This window comes from Rhodococcus sp. NPDC004095, assembly GCF_053604015.1.
On sequence record NZ_JBSGGS010000001.1, the window covers coordinates 501,511 to 517,919 of the forward strand.

The window sequence follows — 16,409 nt, forward strand, 5'->3', positions numbered from 1 at the left end:
CCGTGTAGGCATTTCGGCAGGAGCACGCATGACCGCGACCACGCCCGACGACGTCCACACTCCCACCGCGCAGGACCTCCTCGCATCGCTGGGAGTCGACGTCGACCGGGGCCTGTCCGACACCGAGGTGAGCCGCCGCCGCGCCGAGTACGGCGAGGACGTGCTGCAGGAGGAGGCCGGAGAGTCGGCGCTGCGCAAGATCATTCGTCCGCTCGCGGACAAGATGGCCCTCGTCCTCGTGGTCGCGGCGGCGATCAGTGCACTCGTCTCCAACGGGGAGCCAGTGGCTGTTCGCCATCGCGGTGGCATCGTCGATCGTCGTGATCGAGGAGATCCGCAAGGCCGTCGTGCGAGCGGTGTGGAAGTGACCGGAAGGGGAACCCGGACATGCTGACCAATCTGATCGTCACGTACCTGTCGCGTTATCGACGGTACGTCGCCGCGGTGGTGGTCCTGCAGTTCATCGCCACCGCCGCGATGCTGTACCTGCCGACGCTCAACGCCGACATCATCGACAACGGCGTCGCGAAGGGCGACACCGAGTACATCCTGCGAATCGGCGGCTGGATGCTCGTGGTCGCCTCCGTGCAGGTGCTCTGCATGGTGATCGCCCAGTTCTTCGGCGCCCGAGGCGCACTCGGCGTCGGCCGCGACCTCCGGCACGACCTGCTGCACCGCGTGAACACCTTCTCGGCACGCGAAGTCGGCACGTTCGGCGCTCCCTCGCTGATCACCCGGTCCACGAACGACGTCCAGCAGATTCAGCTGCTGCTGGTGATGGGGGCGGCGATCCTGGTGATGGCACCGATCATGTGCATCGGTGGGATCGTGATGGGTCTCCACGTAGCACCCGGCCTGGCATGGATCCTGGTGGTGGCGGTCCCCGTGCTCGGAATCGTGATGGCCCTGATCATCCGGGTGATGATCCCCGGATTCCGGGCGATGCAGACACGCCTGGACAACGTGAACCGAGTCATGCGCGAGCAGATCACGGGCATCCGGGTGGTGCGCGCGTTCGTCCGGGAACGCCACGAGATGCGCCGGTTCGCCGTCGCCAACGACTCCCTCGCCGACGCCAGCCTGAGCGTCGGTCGCATGATGGCGCTGATGTTCCCCGTCGTCATGCTCATCACGAACGTGACCATCGTCGCGATCATCTGGGTCGGTGGCCACAAGGTTGCCGACGGCACCGTGGAGATCGGCGCACTCACCGCGATGATCAGCTACGTCATGCAGATCCTGATGTCGGTGATGATGGCGTCGTTCCTCGCGATGATGGCGCCGCGCGCGGCGGTCTGCGCGGAGCGGATCTCCGAGGTGCTCGACACGGAGTCGTCGGTGGTGCGCCCCGTCACCCCTCTCGGGTTCACCGGCAATCCCGGTGTCGTGGAGTTCCGGGGGGCGGAGTTCCGGTATCCCGGCGCCGACACTCCGGTGCTGCAGGACATGACCTTCCGTGTCGAGCCCGGCACCACGACGGCGATCGTCGGGTCGACCGGATCGGGCAAGACGACGCTGATCGGACTGGTGCCGCGCCTGATCGATGCCACCGCCGGTTCTGTCGCGGTCGGCGGCACCGACGTCCGCCGCCTCGACCCCGACGTCCTACGTTCCGTGATCGGCCTGGTGCCACAGCGGGCGTATCTGTTCTCGGGGACCGTCGCCTCCAATGTGCGGCACGGGAAACCGGAGGCGACGGACGACGAGGTCTGGGAGGCGCTGCGCATCGCCCAGGCCGACGAGTTCGTCCGGGCGATGCCCGAAGGGTTGGACACCCCGATCGCCCAGGGCGGCACCACCGTCTCGGGCGGTCAGCGTCAGCGCCTCGCGATCGCACGGGCTGTCGTCCGCCAGCCGGCGATCTACTTGTTCGACGACTCCTTCTCTGCACTCGACCTCTCCACCGACGCCCGCCTGAGATCGGCACTGCGACCCGAGACGATGACGGCCGCGGTGATCATCGTCGCGCAACGTGTCTCGACGATCATGGACGCCGACCAGATCGTCGTCCTCGACCGCGGGCGCATCGTCGGCCTCGGGAGACACGACGATCTGGTCACGGACTGTCCGACGTACGCCGAGATCGTCCAGTCCCAGCTCGCGATCGCGGAGCAGTCGTGACGGGCCCGCGGGGACCGATGACGGCGCCGGTCCGGAAGGCACGGTCGTTCGGACCGTCGATGAAACGCCTGGTGCACCTGCTGCTCACCTACCGCGGCTTCATGGTCACCGTCCTGCTGACCATCGTCGGGGCCGTCGTTCTCACCGCGATCGCCCCGCGGGTACTCGGCCACGCCACCGACCTCATCTTCAACGGCGTCATCGGACAGACCCTTCCGGCGGGCGTCACGAAGGACCAGGCGGTCGCGGGGCTCCGCACACAGGGCCAGGACACGTACGCGGACATGGTGAGTTCGATGGACGTGATCCCCGATGTCGGGGTCGACTTCACCGCCGTCGGTCGGGTCCTGCTGATCGTCCTCGCCCTGTACGTGGGGTCGGCACTGTTGTCGTGGATCGGCGCCTACCTCCTCAACATCGTCGTCGTCGGAACGATTCGGCGACTGCGCGCCGATGTGGAGGCGAAGCTGCACCGGCTCCCCCTGCGGTACTACGACACGATCCCCCGCGGAGACCTCCTCAGCCGCGTCACCAACGACCTCGACAACCTCTCGCAGAGCTTGCAGCAGACCATTTCCCAGCTGCTGAACTCTGTGCTCACCGTCATCGCGATCCTCGTGATGATGTTCTCGATCTCGCCGCTGCTGGCGCTCATCTCGCTGGTGACGATCCCGCTGGCCCTCGTCGCGACGATGCTGATCGCGCGCAGGTCCAAACCGCACTTCTCCGCGCAGTGGTCGTCGACCGGCAAGCTCAATGCACAGGTCGAGGAGGCCTTCACGGGACACGAACTCCTGCAGGCGTTCGGCCGCCAGCGTGAGGTCGAGGACGAGTTCGACGAACGCAACGACAAGCTCTACCAGTCGAGTTGGCGGGCCCAGTTCATCTCGGGTCTGGTGCAGCCCGCGATCATGTTCCTCGGCAACCTGAACTACGTGGCGGTCGCCGTCGTCGGCGGACTGCAGGTCGCATCCGGCTCGCTCAGCCTCGGGTCGGTGCAGGCATTCATCCAGTACTCGCGTCAGTTCACCCAGCCACTCGCGCAGATCGGCGCCATGTTCAACCTCCTGCAGAGCGGCGTGGCGTCGGCGGAACGGATCTTCGACATCCTCGACGCCGAAGAACAGACACCCGACCCGACGCAGCCGCTGACACCGCAGACCAACTGCGGGCGCATCGAATTCGAGGACGTCTCGTTCCGGTACGTACCCGAGAAGCCGCTCATCGAGAACCTCACGCTGGTGGCCGAACCCGGACACATGGTCGCCATCGTCGGACCGACCGGTGCGGGCAAGACGACACTGGTGAATCTCATCATGCGGTTCTACGACGTCGACACCGGGACGATCCGCGTCGACGGCGTCGACTCACAGGAGATGACCCGCGACGACCTGCGCGAACGTACCGGCATGGTGTTGCAGGATTCGTGGCTGTTCGGCGGCACCATCTACGAGAACATCGCCTACGGCGACCCGTCCGCCACTCGCGAGGAGGTAATGGAGGCCGCGGAGCTCAGCCACGTCGAGCATTTCGTGCGCACCCTGCCCGAGGGGTACGACACCGTCCTCGACGACGAGGGTGGCGGAGTGAGCGCCGGTGAGCGACAGCTCATCACGATCGCCCGCGCCTTCCTCGCCAAGCCCGTCGTCCTCATCCTCGACGAGGCGACGAGCTCCGTCGACACCCGAACCGAACTGCTCATCCAGAAGGCGATGGCGAACCTGCGCACCGACCGGACGAGTTTCGTTATCGCGCACCGACTTTCGACGATCCGCGATGCCGACGTCATCGTCGTCATGGAGGACGGCCACATCGTCGAGCAGGGCACCCACGACGAACTGCTCGCCGCCCGCGGCGCCTACCGCGACCTGTACGTCAGCCAGTTCACCGGGCCGATCGAGGAGGACCCGGAGGCCGTCTCCGTGCACGGCGGTTGACGCTGCCCACTCTGCCCGCCGTTCCCTGGTTCCCTGATGTCACATTGGGTCACCTCAGGTGATCCAATGTGACATCAGGGAACTTGCGCTTGCGCCCCACGAACCGATCAGGATTCGAGAAGCGGGCGGCGCCGTCCCGACGTAGCGTGATTGTCATGAACACAACCAGTGAAGGTTCGGGATTCTCCTCCGACGAGAAGGCCGCGATGAAGCAGCGTGCCGACGAGTTGCGCTCGACGAAGGGCCTCAAGGGTGCCGCGAAGCAGGCCCGCGAACTCGAGGCATGCGTCGACGCGATCGACGCGCTCGCGGGGATCGACCGCGAGGTCGCGACGGCGTTCCATCGGATCGTCGCCGAGGAAGCTCCCGCACTGCGGCCGAAGACGTTCTACGGGTTCCCGGCCTATGCGGACGCCGACGACAAGGTGGTCATGTTCGTGCAGCCCAAGTCCAAGTTCGACACGCGGTATCCGACGGTCAACTTCGACGAGAAGGCCAACCTCGACGACGGCGACATGTGGCCGACGTCGTTCGCCGTCGTCGCCGTGACCGATGCGGTGGAGGAGAGGCTGCACGCGCTCGTGAAGCAGGCCATCTCGTAGTCATGGCACCGCGATCGCCCGGTTCCAGATGGAGATCCTCTCGTTCCACCAGCTGCACATCGCCGCGGACCGCACCGCGACCTTCCTGCTGTGCGAACACGACGGCCAGCGCCACTGGGCGCTCGGCTTCGGCGCCGACGCCACCGAATCATCGATCGAGGCGATGACCGCCGGCCGGCGCCAACATGCTGCACGGCTTACACCCTGTGCGTGATCTCACCCTGGTAGGAGTAATGATCACGCACAGGGCCTCGGGCCACGGGCCGACCTACTCCAGGTTGCCCTGCGGGTAGCCCTTCCCGCCGCTGCTGCCGCTGCTACCCCAGAAGTCCGGGGGTGTGTCGACCGGCGGAGGCCCGACGACGACGTCCCAATCGAGGTCCGGCCACCCCACACTGCCTCCGTGTCCGTCCACCCCGAACGTGATGCCGGTCGGGTAGCGGGTACCGTCCGGGACGTTGTCCGGCACCCGGTACGTCGCGGTGAAGGACACCCCCTGGGAACTGTAGGAGGCCCCATTCTTGCTGGTGTAGACGTGCCAGCCACCCTCAGGCGCAGTCACCGAGACCGTCCCGTCCCCGAGCTCGGGCACGACGTCCTGAACCGTCCGGACCGCGCCCGTGCCTCCACCCCGAACCACCGCGACCGTTGCGGTCCCCGGAACGTACTCGAGGCCGGCATACACGTGATCGGTGATGCGGGTGATCACCCGTTCCTCATGACGGTCCCCGGGGTACGTGACATCTGGAGTCACAATGGTGAACCAGGTGCTGATCTTCAACTCCTGACCCGCATAGACGTAAGGCGAATCCTCACCCATAACACTGTTGGGGGTGAGCGTTCGGCTCGGCGCTGACCTGGAGACCAAGACGTTCTCGAAGCGGGGGTAGCGGTCCGAAAACCCGGTGGCCTCTGCTGCACTCGCAGCCCCGGACCCGACCGCGACACCTCCGGCCACCATCGCCAAAGCCAGCACCACGGAGGCACACCGCCGCATCGTGGAAACAGACATACGCAAACTCCATTCGAGAGGAAGGCTGTCGCAACGCCCCGGTCGGCGATTCTTCGCTACCCCGAATGCGCGCGGCGCCAGCGTACCCAGCGCCCACGATTCCCGGACAAGCTTTGAAAGATTCTGGTACAGAGCATCTTTGCGTTTCACACAACCATGACTGCATGAGTGCCCGACAGCGGAGAACCGTGCCGCTCAGTGTGCCGATTCGCGAACAGCGTGTTCACAGCGGCTACCGGGACTCGTGGAACGACGGCGCCGTGACCTCACGCAGTCGGGTCAGTTCGCGGTAGCTGATCAGCCATCGTCCGCCGAGGACGTTTGCTGATCGCGCGAGTGAGAGTGCCCTTGAACATGATTCGGTTCACGGTATCGTTTGTCCGCGTCTGCTTCTCGTCGGGCAGCCACCCCCGGTCTCGGATACGAGGACAGCGTCGTCGATCCTCTCGACAGCGCCGCCGGAACTTCCACCTGCTTGACGCGGCGAGGCAGCGCGAATGTACGATCATTGCGCTGAGCGAGGCTTGGAACATCGCGAATCCCTCAGGGCTGACACCGAACCCGCAGTCGAGGCCCAGCACTGCGGGAGTCATCACCAGCTTCGGAAGCAGGATCGTGAAGAGACCGGTGGTGCCGTAGGCGAGGCCGGCGCCGAGCGTCGTCAGGTACACACCCCGTACCTTGAGGACGTCGAGATCCACCAGCGGCTCACGCACCGCGCGCGCGGAGATGTACCAACCGACGAGCAACGCCAGGCCACCGACCAGGAATCCGAGCGTGGAACTGCTGGCCCAGCTCCAGGCCGGGCCGAAGCTGACCGCGACCAGGATCCAACGTCGCGAATCAGCGGGTGCTCAGGAACAACACCGGTACAAGGAACCCTGCGATCGCACGCCCGACGATAAGGAGGAAGTAGTTCCAAGCCACCGCCGAGACCAACCATCCAACCGCGGAAGTTCCACACTCGTCATCGCGCTTCCTGTGCTGGGCGCAGCCGCATGGTTCTCGAGCAGTGACCGACGCCGCGCCAGGGAACGACACCGCGCCTAGGTTCGGCCCATCCGGCAGCCGAGACAGTTCGCTTCTCAGGGCATTTCGACGGTCTCGGCACGGGCGATCTCGCCGATCGCGCGGCGCAGGTAACCGTCCACCGGCGCCTGCGCGACGGCGAGCAGGTCCGCGATCACCAGCAGCGCGTGCCGCAGGACGACGGGCCAGCCGACGCGGACTGTGTCCTCGTCGTAGTCGGTGAGGCCGAGCGATCCGGTGAGCACGACCGCGAGCGCGCTGACGTCGAGGGTCGGCAGCCACACCGCGGCGGCGCGGGCGCAGCGTTCGAGCACGTCCTGCACCGCCTCGCCCGTCAACCCGTCGGCGTGAGTGTCCTCGAGCAACTCCCGGACCATCGCCGAATGGACCGACCGCACCTGATCGGGATCCACGGTGAGCAACCGGTCGACGGCATCGGCGTACGCCTCGGCGTCGCCGACGGTCGCCGCGGCGACGGCGTCGGACGTGCCGGTCGCGATGTCCTTCGCGGGACGCGGCCAGTCCGCAGGCCACTGCTGCACGGCGGTACTCCTCGGGTCGGGGCGCCGAGTCAGTCCAGCTCTGCGCGCATCAGGTAGACGTTGTAGTCGGACCACGTCGAGATCGTGAAGTACAGGTCCTCGGCGGTCGACCACGGATGAATGAACCCACCGTACAACTCGGGGTACGACTCGACGCCCACCATCCGCACGGGCTCCGACCAGGTGCCCTGAGGCGCGTCGGACTCACGCATGGTGATGCCCGTACGCAGCGTGTCGAGATAGCCGATGCGCCAGACGCCGCGGGCGTCGTCGTAGTCGACGGACAGTTCGCCGGCGGTGCCACGGATGATCGGGGTCGCCGCGTGCGGGCCCCCGACCGCGGTCCAGTTCCCGTTGCTCCAGTACTGGTAGGCGGACTTGTTCAGCACCTGGTCCTCGGGCACCCGGGCCAGGCCGACCTCACCGAGCCGGGTGTTGGGGGTGCCGAACATGTACACGTACCCGCCCTGCGGCACCATCGCCGCGACCTGGAACTGGGACACCCCGAAAATGTTGTCCCACCGGGCATACGGATCCTTGGTCCAGGTCTGGCCGCCGTCATCGGAGTACGCGATGCCGCCGTGGTTGGTGAACCAGGTGGCGGGGATGCTGTTCCAGGTGCGGATCGACATGTAGCTCATGTACTGGCGCGAGCCGATCGCGAAGCCGGACGTGGGGATCGTGGTGATCTCCACGTTGTCCTTCTTGCGGCTGCTGAGCACCTCCGCGGCGTGGCACCGGCTGTCCTGCACGAAGGTGTCGATGGTCAGGCCGTCGGACAACTCCCGGTCGGTGCTGAACCCGAGGACGTTGCTGCGCCAGTCCTCCCCCTGCCCGCCCGGCGGGTGGAAGCCGCGGCCGACGGTGTCCCCGAACGCGACGGCCACCTTTCCGGGTTCGCTCTCCCACATGATTCCGAGGTCGGTGCCGTTGACCTGCCAGCGCTTGTCGGTGCGGTTGGTGGAGCTCGCGCCGGTGACCTTCGCGACCATGCTGACGTTGCGCACCTGTGGGGCGGGGCGCTGCGGTGCCCGCGGCGCGGTCTCGGTCGGCGGGTGCACCTCCGCCGGCGGTTCGGGCTGCGGGCCTTGGTCGGGTCCGGGCACCGGGATCCCGAAGATGAACGGATTGAAGTCGAGGCCGATCTCCGGCAACCCGATCGCACTGGACAGGCCGCCCGGCGGATCCGGGACGTCGGTCAGGTCCGGGCACGGGTTCTGGCACGGGTCCGCGGGCAGCGGCTCCGGATCGATCCGCACGGGGGCAGGCTCCGGTGCCGGGTAGGGCACCGGTTCGACCCACGGGTACGGGATCGGGATGTCGAGCTTCTTCGGGATCACCGACTCGTGCGTGACCGGCGGATCGGACGCGCACGGCCCCGTCCCGACCACCGGTTGCGCGCCCGCGACGGACCCGCCCCCGACCATTCCGCCCGCCGCGACCACCGCGAACACCGCCGCGACCACCGAAACCCGCTTCGACATCGGCACCTCCTCGGGTGTCAGGGTGCCCGATCCGGACCCCAACCGCCGAACAGGCATCGACGTACGCGTGTCGCCCGCCTAGTGTGTCGGGCTGGACCCGAAGCGAGGTGAACGTGACCGAACCCCTGCCCCACCCGGTCGGCCCGTATTCGTCGGGGCCGCCCGCGGACGCACTGTCCGTCCACGTGCCCGAGTTGGACCGGTTCGGTCCGGCGCAGCTGTGGCGGGCGCTGGTGGTCGGGGTCGTGCTGCTCGCCAGCGCCCTGTACGCGACCGTGACCAAGCCGTTCACCCGCCGCGGAATGGGGTGGGCAGATGCGGCGTCCGAGGGCGTGGTCAACGGGTTCGAGTTCCTCGGGCCGACCTTCGTCAAGCTCGGGCAGCTGATGGCTTCGTCGTCGGGGATGTTCCCGGCACCCCTGGCGAACGCGTGTCTGCGCTGTCTCGACGACGTGCCGCCGGTGCCGGCGACCGTGGCCCGCTCGGTGATCGAGGCGGACCTCGGCCTCCCGGTCACCGAGTTGTTCGCGGAGTTCGACGACCGACCGCTGGCGGCCGCGTCGGTCGCCCAGGTGCACGCCTGCGTCCTGCCGGACGGCAGGGAGGCGGTGATCAAGGTGCAGCGCCCGGGCATCCACCACCGGATGCTGCTTGACCTGCGTACCGCGTACTGGGGTGCCCGGCAGCTCGAGCGGCTGCACGAGTTCTTCCGGATCGCGAACGCGACCGCGATCATCCGCGACCTGCACAACGCGACGATGACCGAGCTCAACAGTGCCGTCGAGGCGGACCGTCAGACCCGGTTCCGGGACGCGCTGTGGGCGTTCGGCGACAACAAATGGGTGACGGCGCCCGAGGTGTACTGGCCGTACTGCGGCCCGCACGTCATCTGCATGGAACGGATGCACGGAATTCCGTTCGACCGCATCGAGCCGACCACCGGCGGCGCCGGCACCGGATCCGCCGCCGGCGGCGACGATGCGGCCACCGGGCTCGACACGCGCCTCCTGATCCGTCGCGGGGTCAAGGCGTGGATCGAGGCGATCACGCTGCACGGCCCGTTCCACGGCGACGTTCATGCGGGCAACCTGTGGCTCCTCGACGACGGCCGGATCGCGTTGCTCGACTTCGGCATCGTCGGCGAGCTGCCGGAGACGTGGCGGGCGATCCTGCGGGACATGTTTCACGCCACCCTGCTCGACGGCGACTATTCACGGGTTGCCCGCGGGATCCGTTCTCTCGGTTACACCGCCGACGTCGATGCCACCGACGCGGAGATCGGTGCCCAGGTCGGGGCTGCTCTGGCGCCGGTCTTCTCGAACGACCTCGGTGAACTGAAGCTGAGTTCGCTGATCGTGGCGCTGGTGAGCATCGGCAAGCAGTGGGGTGTCGCGAGCCCGGAGGAACTGGTCCTGTTCGGCAAGCAACTCGGCTATTTCGAGCGGTACGCGACGCGGATGGCGCCCGGGTGGGTGATGGGCAGCGACCTGTACCTGTTCCGCAACGTCTTCCCCGACGAGGTGGCGCGGCGCGCCGAGGAACTCGGGGTCACTCTCCCGGAGGACTGACGAACGGTCGGGGTCGGGGTCACACTGGAGACCATGGCCGTCCGGGATCGGCTCCGTCAGTCGGCGTCCGCGGTGTGGGCGTACATCCGCCGCGCCCCGGGCACGTTCATCTGGCTGGCGATCCTGCTGGTGACGACGGTCGTCGCGCGGTACCTGCCCGAGCATGTGCTGCAGGAGGTGCTCGGCGACCGGTCCACGAACCTGCACCACCTGCGAGAGGACCCGCTGCGGGTGCTGGTGACCAGCGCCTTCTGGCTCGCGGGCGGCCCGTGGATCTCCTACCTGTTGCTCTACAACATCTTCCATGTGCCGGCCGAACGCTGGCTGGGGACGCTGCGCTGGGTGACGGTGTGCGTGATCGCGCACGTCGGCGCCACCTACCTCAGCGAGGGGGTCCTGTACTGGGCGATCCGGCACGGTGACGCGCCCGTCTCGGCCGTGAACACCCTCGACGTGGGTGTCAGCTACGCCCTTGCCGGTGTGGTGGGGGTGCTCACCTACCGGATCGCGACGCCGTGGCGGTATGCGTACGCCCTGGGGGTGGTGGTCTTCTTCGCGGTGCCGGTATTCGTGAATCAGACGTTCACCGACGTCGGACATCTGGCCGCGGCGCTGCTCGGGTTCGCCTGCTATCCACTCACCGTCACCCGGCCGGGAGTGTGGGATCCGGTGGCGGCCGCCCGCACGATGGTTCGGCGTCCCCAGCCGGCGGGCTGAGTCCGTCTCAGCGCGCGGACAGTTCGGTCAGTGAGTACGGCGGCAGTACCGCCTCCCCGGTGACGTCCGCAGTGGTGCGGGTGAGGGTGTCGGACGGCGTGAAGGCCGGGTTGCTCAGTGGCGGCGCGGAGACGGTGTCCGCGGTTGCGGTCGCGAGCGGCGCGGGCAGCGCCACCGGCACCGGCCGGTCGCTCAGGTTCAGCAGGAACGCGCCCGGCCGCTCGCCGACGAACTCGGTGCCGACGACTGCCGGGGTCCGTGTGACGCCGGCCGGCGACGCGAGCACGGCGGTCGGTTCCGGGACGGACTCGGTCCGCAGGCCCCGTACCGGGCCGCCACCACGGGCCCGTTCGTGGATCGGGGTCAGCGCCTCGTGGATCGCGGTGCGGCCGAACTCGACGGAGTTGCCGGACCCGTCCGCGAGGACGGCGTGGATCTCCTCGTTGCCGTTCGCGGCCCGGTTCGCGGCCGCGGGCAGCCCGTCCAGGGCGGCGTGCACGACGGACATCGTCACCCGCGGTTCCTGCATGCTCGCCAGCGCGAAGCCCGCGACGCCGAGGCCAACCGCCCAGGTCTGAGGGACGCCGTGCACCAGTTCCTGTGGGAATCCGGGGATCTCGCTGAGCGGAAGGTTGATCTGGTTGTACTCGGTGATCCACACGTCCATCTCGGCTGGCACCGCGGGCAGCACCCGGGTGGTGAAGGCGGCCCATGCGGCCAGTCCGCCGGCCGCGGTGGAGGCGACGTCCGCCTGGATGGGGTCCGGCACCCAGTACGGGTGGATCGCGACGGCGTCGGCGCCGCGGATGTTCGCGTACAGCCCGGCATTCCAGGTCTGCAACCGGTCGCCGAGGATCGCGGTGACCGCGGAGGAGTCGTCCGCGCCCGACACCGCGATCTCGATGTCGGGGAACTCGCCCCGCAGCGCGGTGATCCACCCGTTCATCGCCCGCGCGTAGTCGGCGCCGGTGGGATAGACCTGCTTGTAGTACGGGCCGGGATCCCACAGTTCGTTGCCGAGTTCGACGAAGCGCACGGTCATCCCGAGCCGACGCGCCTCGTGCAGCATCGCGATCTGCTCGTCGACGGTGGAGGTGAGCACGTTGAGGTCGAAGATCGGGGTGGCCCCGGTCTGCGCCACGATGTCCGCCCAGTCGGTGAGCAGCAACGGCGCGCGCCCGGCGTTGCGGCCGGCGAACTGGCTGCCATCCCGCTCGTCGAACAGCCCGGTGCGCCAGTCGATCCACTGGGAGGTCGTGCCGCCCTGGACGCGGATCAGGCCGGCGCCCACACCGGCGAGCGCCTGCCGGAACACCGGATCGTGCCACTGTGCGGCGTTCTCGGGGGAGATGATGCGGGCACCGTTGAGCCCGAAGAAGTCGGCGGGCAGTTCCCTGGTGGCGCCGGCGACGAGCGCGGCCGCCGGGGCCGGGCCTGCCGACTGCGCCGACGCCGCGGGGACGGACAACGCGCACGCCGTCACCGTGGCGAGCAGGGCCACCACACGCGGAATTGGTCGGCTGTCCAACATGGCGTGGATCCTGCCACGGACCGGTCGGCCCCGGCGGGCTATCGCCGCACCAACTCGATCGCGGCCGCCTCGATCTCGTGTTCCGAGAGCAGCACCAGCCGGGCCGCGTCGCCGAGCGGGACGAAGCTGTCGGCGCTGGCGACCCGGCCCATCGCCCCGGTGAACCCGCCGTCGACGAGTGCGGCCAGCACCCCCTCGGACACGCCGCCGGATGCCCTTGTCTCGTCCGCGACGAGCACCCGACCCGTCGCCGCCGCCTCGCGCAGCAGGTCGCCCACCGGCAGCGGGGCCAGCCAGCGCAGGTCCAGCACCCGGGCCCGGATCCCGCGGCGCTCGAGTCGCCGGGCCGCCCGCAGGCTCAGGTACAGGCCGTTGCCGAAGGTGACGACGGTCAGGTCGGCCCCGTCCCCATAGGAGCGGGCCGCGCCGATCGGCACGTGCTCCCCCACCGCGGGATATCCGGCCAGCCACCCGCCGTCGCCGGGGTCGTGTAGGTCCCGGGTGTGGTAGCGGGCGATCGGTTCGAGGAACACGCACACGGCGCCGGTGGTGCGCGCGGCGGCGACGCAGGTGTGCAGCATTGCCGCCGCGTCGTCGGGCCGGGCCGGGGAGGCGACCACGATTCCGGGCACGTCCCGCAGCACCGCAACCGCATCGTCGTTGTGGAAGTGTCCGCCGAAGCCCTCCTGGTAGCCGTAGCCGGCCACCCGCACCACCATCGGGTTGCGGTACTGCCCGGCCGAGAAGAAGCCCAATGTCGCTGCCTCGCCACGGATCTGGTCCTCCGCATTGTGCAGGTACGCGAGGTACTGGATCTCCGGGATCGGCAGCAGGCCCGCGAGCCCGGCGCCGGCGGCGAGACCGAGGACGGCCTGCTCGTCGAGGAGGGTGTCGAACACCCGGGCGGCGCCGAACCGGTCGGCGAGACCCCGCGTCACCCCGTACACCCCACCCTTGCGGCCGACGTCCTCGCCGAACACGATCGCGCCGGGCTCGGCGGCCAGCACGTCGGCCAGTGCCCGGTTCAACGCGCGGGCGACGGTCAGCGGTTCCCGCGATCCCGGTGCCGTGTCGGCCGATTCACGCACGTGCCGCACGTGTCCGGCGACCACCGCGGGCGCCGGGGCGGAGAGCGGCGCCGTGACCTCCGCCCTGGTGCGCAGCGGCGCGGCGGAGGTCACGGCGTGCGCGGCGCCCTCCACCCGGTCCCCCACCCGCACGTACCGGTCGAGCACCTGCTCGGACGTCAGCGCGCCGGCGGCGACGAGCAGCCGTGCGGTCGCGATCAGCGGATCCCGGTCGAGGTCCGCCGCGATCGCGGCGGGCGTGCGGTACGCGGACTCCACATCCGAGCCCGCATGCCCCAGCAGCCGGACGACACTCAGGTGCAGGAAGGCCGGTCGTCGTTGTGTCCGTACCCAATTCGACGCGCGGGCGGCGACGTCCCAGGCGTCGGCGAGGTCGCACCCGTCGGCGGCGAAGTACTCGAGGCCGGCGCGTCCGGAGTACGCGGCGGCGATCCAGCCGGGAGCGGTGGGGACACTGATGCCCAACCCGTTGTCCTCGCAGACGAACAGCAGCGCGAGCGGCAACTCGCGGTACCCGAGGTTCGCCGCGGTGTTGATCGCCCCGACCGCGGTCGAGTGGTTCGCGGAGGCGTCCCCGAAGCTGCAGACAGTGACCGCGTCCGCGGGCCACCCCGACTCGATACCCAGCCGGTTCGCGCGCTCGATCGCGAACGCCAGCCCGACCGCCCGCGGCAGATGCGAAGCGATGGTGGAGGTTTGCGGGATGATCGACAGGTCGTGACGACCGAACACCTTGTGCCTGCCGCCGGCGATCGGGTCGGCCGCGGCGGCGACGACACCGAGCAGAACGTCCCGAACCGGGTCCCGGCCACCGACCTGCCGGGCCCGCTCCAGGAAGAACGCCCCCGAACGGTAGTGCAGCAGAGCCGGATCCGTGGGTCGCAGCGCGGCCGCGACCGCCGCGTTGCCCTCGTGCCCGGCCGAGCCGATCGTGTAGAAGCCGTGTCCCGCCGCGCGCAGCCGGCGCGCGGCCAGATCGAGGTGCCTGCTGGTGAGTTGCGCGTCGAACAGGTCGAGGCACCGCTCGACCGTCAGCTCCGAGCCGGAACGCACGAACCCCGCCGGCGCCGCACCGGGCGCCGCCGTCATGGTGCGGACGGCGGCGGCGAAGTGGGCGCCGACGGGGTCGTCGGACGCGCTCAGCCCTGCGGAACCGACTGGTCCATCCACATGACCTCCCAGACGTGCCCGTCGAGGTCGCGGAACGCCCGGCCGTACATGAAGCCGTGGTCCTGCGGTTCCATCCACGCGGTACCACCTGCCGCGATGGCCCGCTCGACGAGGCTGTCCACCTCGTCGCGGCTCTCGGCGGACACGCACAGCAGCACCTCGCGGGCCTTCGCGGTGTCGCAGATGTCGTCGGCGATGAAGTCACGGAACCGCGGCTCCTCCAGCAGCATCACCATCGTCTGGTCGTTGATCACCATGCACGCGGTCTGTTCGTCGCAGAACTGCTCGTTGAACTCGAAGCCGAGGCCGTCGAAGAACTTCCGCGTCGCAGAGACGTCACCGACCGGCAGATTGGGGAAGAGCATACGGGACATCGGGGGCTCCGTTTCGTGTGGAGGACTGATTTCCATCCTCGGGGTGTGGCTGTCGGAAGTACAGACCGACACGGTCACGAAAACTCATCGCGGCGGTCCGATCCCGATTCGGTGCCCATCGCGCGAGGGCCGCCACCATAGACTGCGACGATGTCATCGACCCCAGTCAGCCGCCGGACCTTCGTGGTGGGGGCCGCCGCTGCCGCGGTGTCCGCCCTGGTGGCGCCGAACGCGTCGGCTTCGGTGCCTGCGGGTGCGAGCCCGACCGTCGCCGCACGTCAGCGGTTCTTCGGCACCGCGAATGTCGATGCCGGCACCGGCGAGGTGGATCCGTCCAAGGCCATCCTCTCGTGGTTCGGTGTCACGAGTTTCGCGATGGCCATCGCAGGCAACGTCGTCTTGCTCGACGCCTGGGTGCCCAGGGGCGAATTCTCGACGTATGTGCCGACCAGCCCCACCGAGCTGGCCGCGTTGATGCCGAGTCACATCCTTGTCGGGCACGGACACTTCGACCATGCCGCGGACGCGGCCGAGATCGCATCCCTGTGCGGGGCAACCGTTGTCGGAACCGAGGAGCACTGCCGCCAGATCGGACACCAGGCCGCGTCGACGCTTCGGACCCATCCCCTGAACTCGGATCGGGCCGAGTTCGCGCTGCCCGGCGTCACCGTCCGCGCCGTCCGGCACCTGCACTCCGCGCTGCGGCCGCAGCGGGGTGAGCAGGCACCGCTCGTCCTCGCGCCCGACTTCAGCCCGACCCTCGAGCATCCGCCGACCCTCCACGACATCGAGCACCTGGGCGCGCACCTGGGCGACGCCGAGGGCGGATCGTTGCTGTACCAGTTCGAAATCGGTGACTTCGTGCTCACCTGGCACGACAGTTCCGGTCCGATCCTCACCGATGCACCGCACGTCCTCGACATCCTGCGCGAGCTGCCCGCGTCCTCGGTGCAGATCGGCTCGATCCAGGGCTACAACCAGTACACGAACGGGCTCAGCGACCCACTCGACTACATCCGGGCACTGCGACCGTCCATCTTCGTCCCCACCCACCACGACAACCGGCTCGCACCGGTCTCCGCACCGGCCGCCGCCTACGAACCACGGCTGCGGCAAGCGTTGGAGAGCCTGCCGAATCCACCCGAACTGCGCCTGCTCGTCGACCCCGCGGACTATCTGAAGCCCTCGCTGCTGACGTTCGACCTGCCGTCGAGGTGACCCGGCCCCGGGCGTG

At 68.8% G+C, this 16,409-nt stretch carries 15 protein-coding genes; 8 read left to right on the forward strand and 7 right to left on the reverse strand.

Annotated elements, in window-relative coordinates; genetic code table 11:
• Nucleotides 1-28 precede the first annotated feature (28 nt).
• From ACWEPG_RS02300 to ACWEPG_RS02320, 5 genes are all read left to right on the forward strand, one after another.
• Nucleotides 29-394, forward strand: a complete 366-nt coding sequence (locus tag ACWEPG_RS02300) for a cation-transporting P-type ATPase (protein ID WP_450113143.1) — start codon at nt 29-31, stop codon at nt 392-394.
• Nucleotides 388-2,121 (forward strand): ABC transporter ATP-binding protein, encoded by a 1,734-nt coding sequence (locus tag ACWEPG_RS02305; protein ID WP_452593779.1) that lies wholly within the window; start codon nt 388-390, stop codon nt 2,119-2,121. Before ACWEPG_RS02300 ends, ACWEPG_RS02305 begins: the two co-directional genes overlap by 7 nt.
• Nucleotides 2,118-4,058 carry an ABC transporter ATP-binding protein gene (locus ACWEPG_RS02310; RefSeq protein ID WP_452593780.1) on the forward strand — a complete coding sequence of 647 codons (1,941 nt, stop codon included), beginning with the start codon at nt 2,118-2,120 and terminating at the stop codon, nt 4,056-4,058. Before ACWEPG_RS02305 ends, ACWEPG_RS02310 begins: the two co-directional genes overlap by 4 nt.
• Before the next feature lie 155 nt (nt 4,059-4,213).
• Complete coding sequence (locus ACWEPG_RS02315; RefSeq protein WP_450113146.1) at nt 4,214-4,660, forward strand: hypothetical protein; 447 nt, start codon at nt 4,214-4,216, stop codon at nt 4,658-4,660.
• Nucleotides 4,661-4,688: 28 nt separating this feature from the next.
• Nucleotides 4,689-4,874 carry a hypothetical protein gene (locus ACWEPG_RS02320; RefSeq protein WP_450113147.1) on the forward strand — a complete coding sequence of 62 codons (186 nt, stop codon included), beginning with the start codon at nt 4,689-4,691 and terminating at the stop codon, nt 4,872-4,874.
• 54 nt (nt 4,875-4,928) lie between these two features.
• On the opposite strand, the gene ACWEPG_RS02325 is transcribed toward ACWEPG_RS02320, so the two are convergent.
• The 4 genes from ACWEPG_RS02325 to ACWEPG_RS02340 form a co-directional block, all read right to left on the reverse strand.
• Nucleotides 4,929-5,369, reverse strand: coding sequence for a hypothetical protein (locus tag ACWEPG_RS02325; RefSeq protein ID WP_450113148.1), 441 nt, complete (start codon nt 5,367-5,369; stop codon nt 4,929-4,931).
• 569 nt (nt 5,370-5,938) lie between these two features.
• Nucleotides 5,939-6,373 carry a hypothetical protein gene (locus ACWEPG_RS02330; protein ID WP_452593781.1) on the reverse strand — a complete coding sequence of 145 codons (435 nt, stop codon included), beginning with the start codon at nt 6,371-6,373 and terminating at the stop codon, nt 5,939-5,941.
• Nucleotides 6,374-6,757: 384 nt separating this feature from the next.
• Entirely contained in the window at nt 6,758-7,243 is a 486-nt protein-coding gene (locus ACWEPG_RS02335) for a hypothetical protein (RefSeq protein WP_452593782.1), read from the reverse strand.
• Between the two features lie 29 nt (nt 7,244-7,272).
• The gene (locus ACWEPG_RS02340; protein WP_450113151.1) at nt 7,273-8,727 is read right to left on the reverse strand and encodes a DUF4185 domain-containing protein; all 1,455 of its coding nucleotides are present in this window, start codon (nt 8,725-8,727) and stop codon (nt 7,273-7,275) included.
• Nucleotides 8,728-8,852: 125 nt separating this feature from the next.
• Here ACWEPG_RS02340 and ACWEPG_RS02345 point away from each other — a divergent pair, with 125 nt between their 5' ends.
• Both ACWEPG_RS02345 and ACWEPG_RS02350 read left to right on the forward strand, forming a co-directional pair.
• Complete coding sequence (locus tag ACWEPG_RS02345; protein WP_452593874.1) at nt 8,853-10,295, forward strand: ABC1 kinase family protein; 1,443 nt, start codon at nt 8,853-8,855, stop codon at nt 10,293-10,295.
• Nucleotides 10,296-10,328: 33 nt separating this feature from the next.
• Nucleotides 10,329-11,012: a rhomboid-like protein gene (locus ACWEPG_RS02350; protein ID WP_450113152.1), complete on the forward strand. Its 684-nt coding sequence runs from the start codon at nt 10,329-10,331 to the stop codon at nt 11,010-11,012.
• 7 nt (nt 11,013-11,019) lie between these two features.
• On the opposite strand, the gene ACWEPG_RS02355 is transcribed toward ACWEPG_RS02350, so the two are convergent.
• From ACWEPG_RS02355 to ACWEPG_RS02365, 3 genes are read right to left on the reverse strand one after another with little or no spacing between them, the layout of a single operon-like run.
• A complete protein-coding gene (locus ACWEPG_RS02355) occupies nt 11,020-12,543 on the reverse strand; it encodes a hypothetical protein (RefSeq protein ID WP_450113153.1) in 1,524 nt (507 codons plus the stop codon).
• Nucleotides 12,544-12,581: 38 nt separating this feature from the next.
• Nucleotides 12,582-14,720 carry a thiamine pyrophosphate-dependent enzyme gene (locus ACWEPG_RS02360; protein ID WP_452593875.1) on the reverse strand — a complete coding sequence of 713 codons (2,139 nt, stop codon included), beginning with the start codon at nt 14,718-14,720 and terminating at the stop codon, nt 12,582-12,584.
• A 50-nt stretch (nt 14,721-14,770) separates the two neighbouring features.
• Nucleotides 14,771-15,175 (reverse strand): VOC family protein, encoded by a 405-nt coding sequence (locus tag ACWEPG_RS02365; RefSeq protein WP_450113154.1) that lies wholly within the window; start codon nt 15,173-15,175, stop codon nt 14,771-14,773.
• A 150-nt stretch (nt 15,176-15,325) separates the two neighbouring features.
• On the opposite strand from ACWEPG_RS02365, the gene ACWEPG_RS02370 reads away from it, so the two are divergent.
• Nucleotides 15,326-16,393: an MBL fold metallo-hydrolase gene (locus tag ACWEPG_RS02370; protein WP_452593783.1), complete on the forward strand. Its 1,068-nt coding sequence runs from the start codon at nt 15,326-15,328 to the stop codon at nt 16,391-16,393.
• The last annotated feature ends 16 nt before the right edge of the window (nt 16,394-16,409 follow it).

What these genes read in the sequence shown, in the direction of transcription:
- ACWEPG_RS02360 (WP_452593875.1), bottom strand. Translation starts at nt 14,720, where the DNA reads ATGACGGCGGCGCCCGGTGCGGCGCCGGCGGGGTTCGTGCGTTCCGGC.
- ACWEPG_RS02300 (WP_450113143.1), top strand. Translation starts at nt 29, where the DNA reads ATGACCGCGACCACGCCCGACGACGTCCACACTCCCACCGCGCAGGAC.
- ACWEPG_RS02305 (WP_452593779.1), top strand. Translation starts at nt 388, where the DNA reads ATGCTGACCAATCTGATCGTCACGTACCTGTCGCGTTATCGACGGTAC.
- ACWEPG_RS02365 (WP_450113154.1), bottom strand. Translation starts at nt 15,175, where the DNA reads ATGTCCCGTATGCTCTTCCCCAATCTGCCGGTCGGTGACGTCTCTGCG.
- ACWEPG_RS02370 (WP_452593783.1), top strand. Translation starts at nt 15,326, where the DNA reads ATGTCATCGACCCCAGTCAGCCGCCGGACCTTCGTGGTGGGGGCCGCC.
- ACWEPG_RS02320 (WP_450113147.1), top strand. Translation starts at nt 4,689, where the DNA reads ATGGAGATCCTCTCGTTCCACCAGCTGCACATCGCCGCGGACCGCACC.
- ACWEPG_RS02350 (WP_450113152.1), top strand. Translation starts at nt 10,329, where the DNA reads ATGGCCGTCCGGGATCGGCTCCGTCAGTCGGCGTCCGCGGTGTGGGCG.
- ACWEPG_RS02315 (WP_450113146.1), top strand. Translation starts at nt 4,214, where the DNA reads ATGAACACAACCAGTGAAGGTTCGGGATTCTCCTCCGACGAGAAGGCC.
- ACWEPG_RS02340 (WP_450113151.1), bottom strand. Translation starts at nt 8,727, where the DNA reads ATGTCGAAGCGGGTTTCGGTGGTCGCGGCGGTGTTCGCGGTGGTCGCG.
- ACWEPG_RS02355 (WP_450113153.1), bottom strand. Translation starts at nt 12,543, where the DNA reads ATGTTGGACAGCCGACCAATTCCGCGTGTGGTGGCCCTGCTCGCCACG.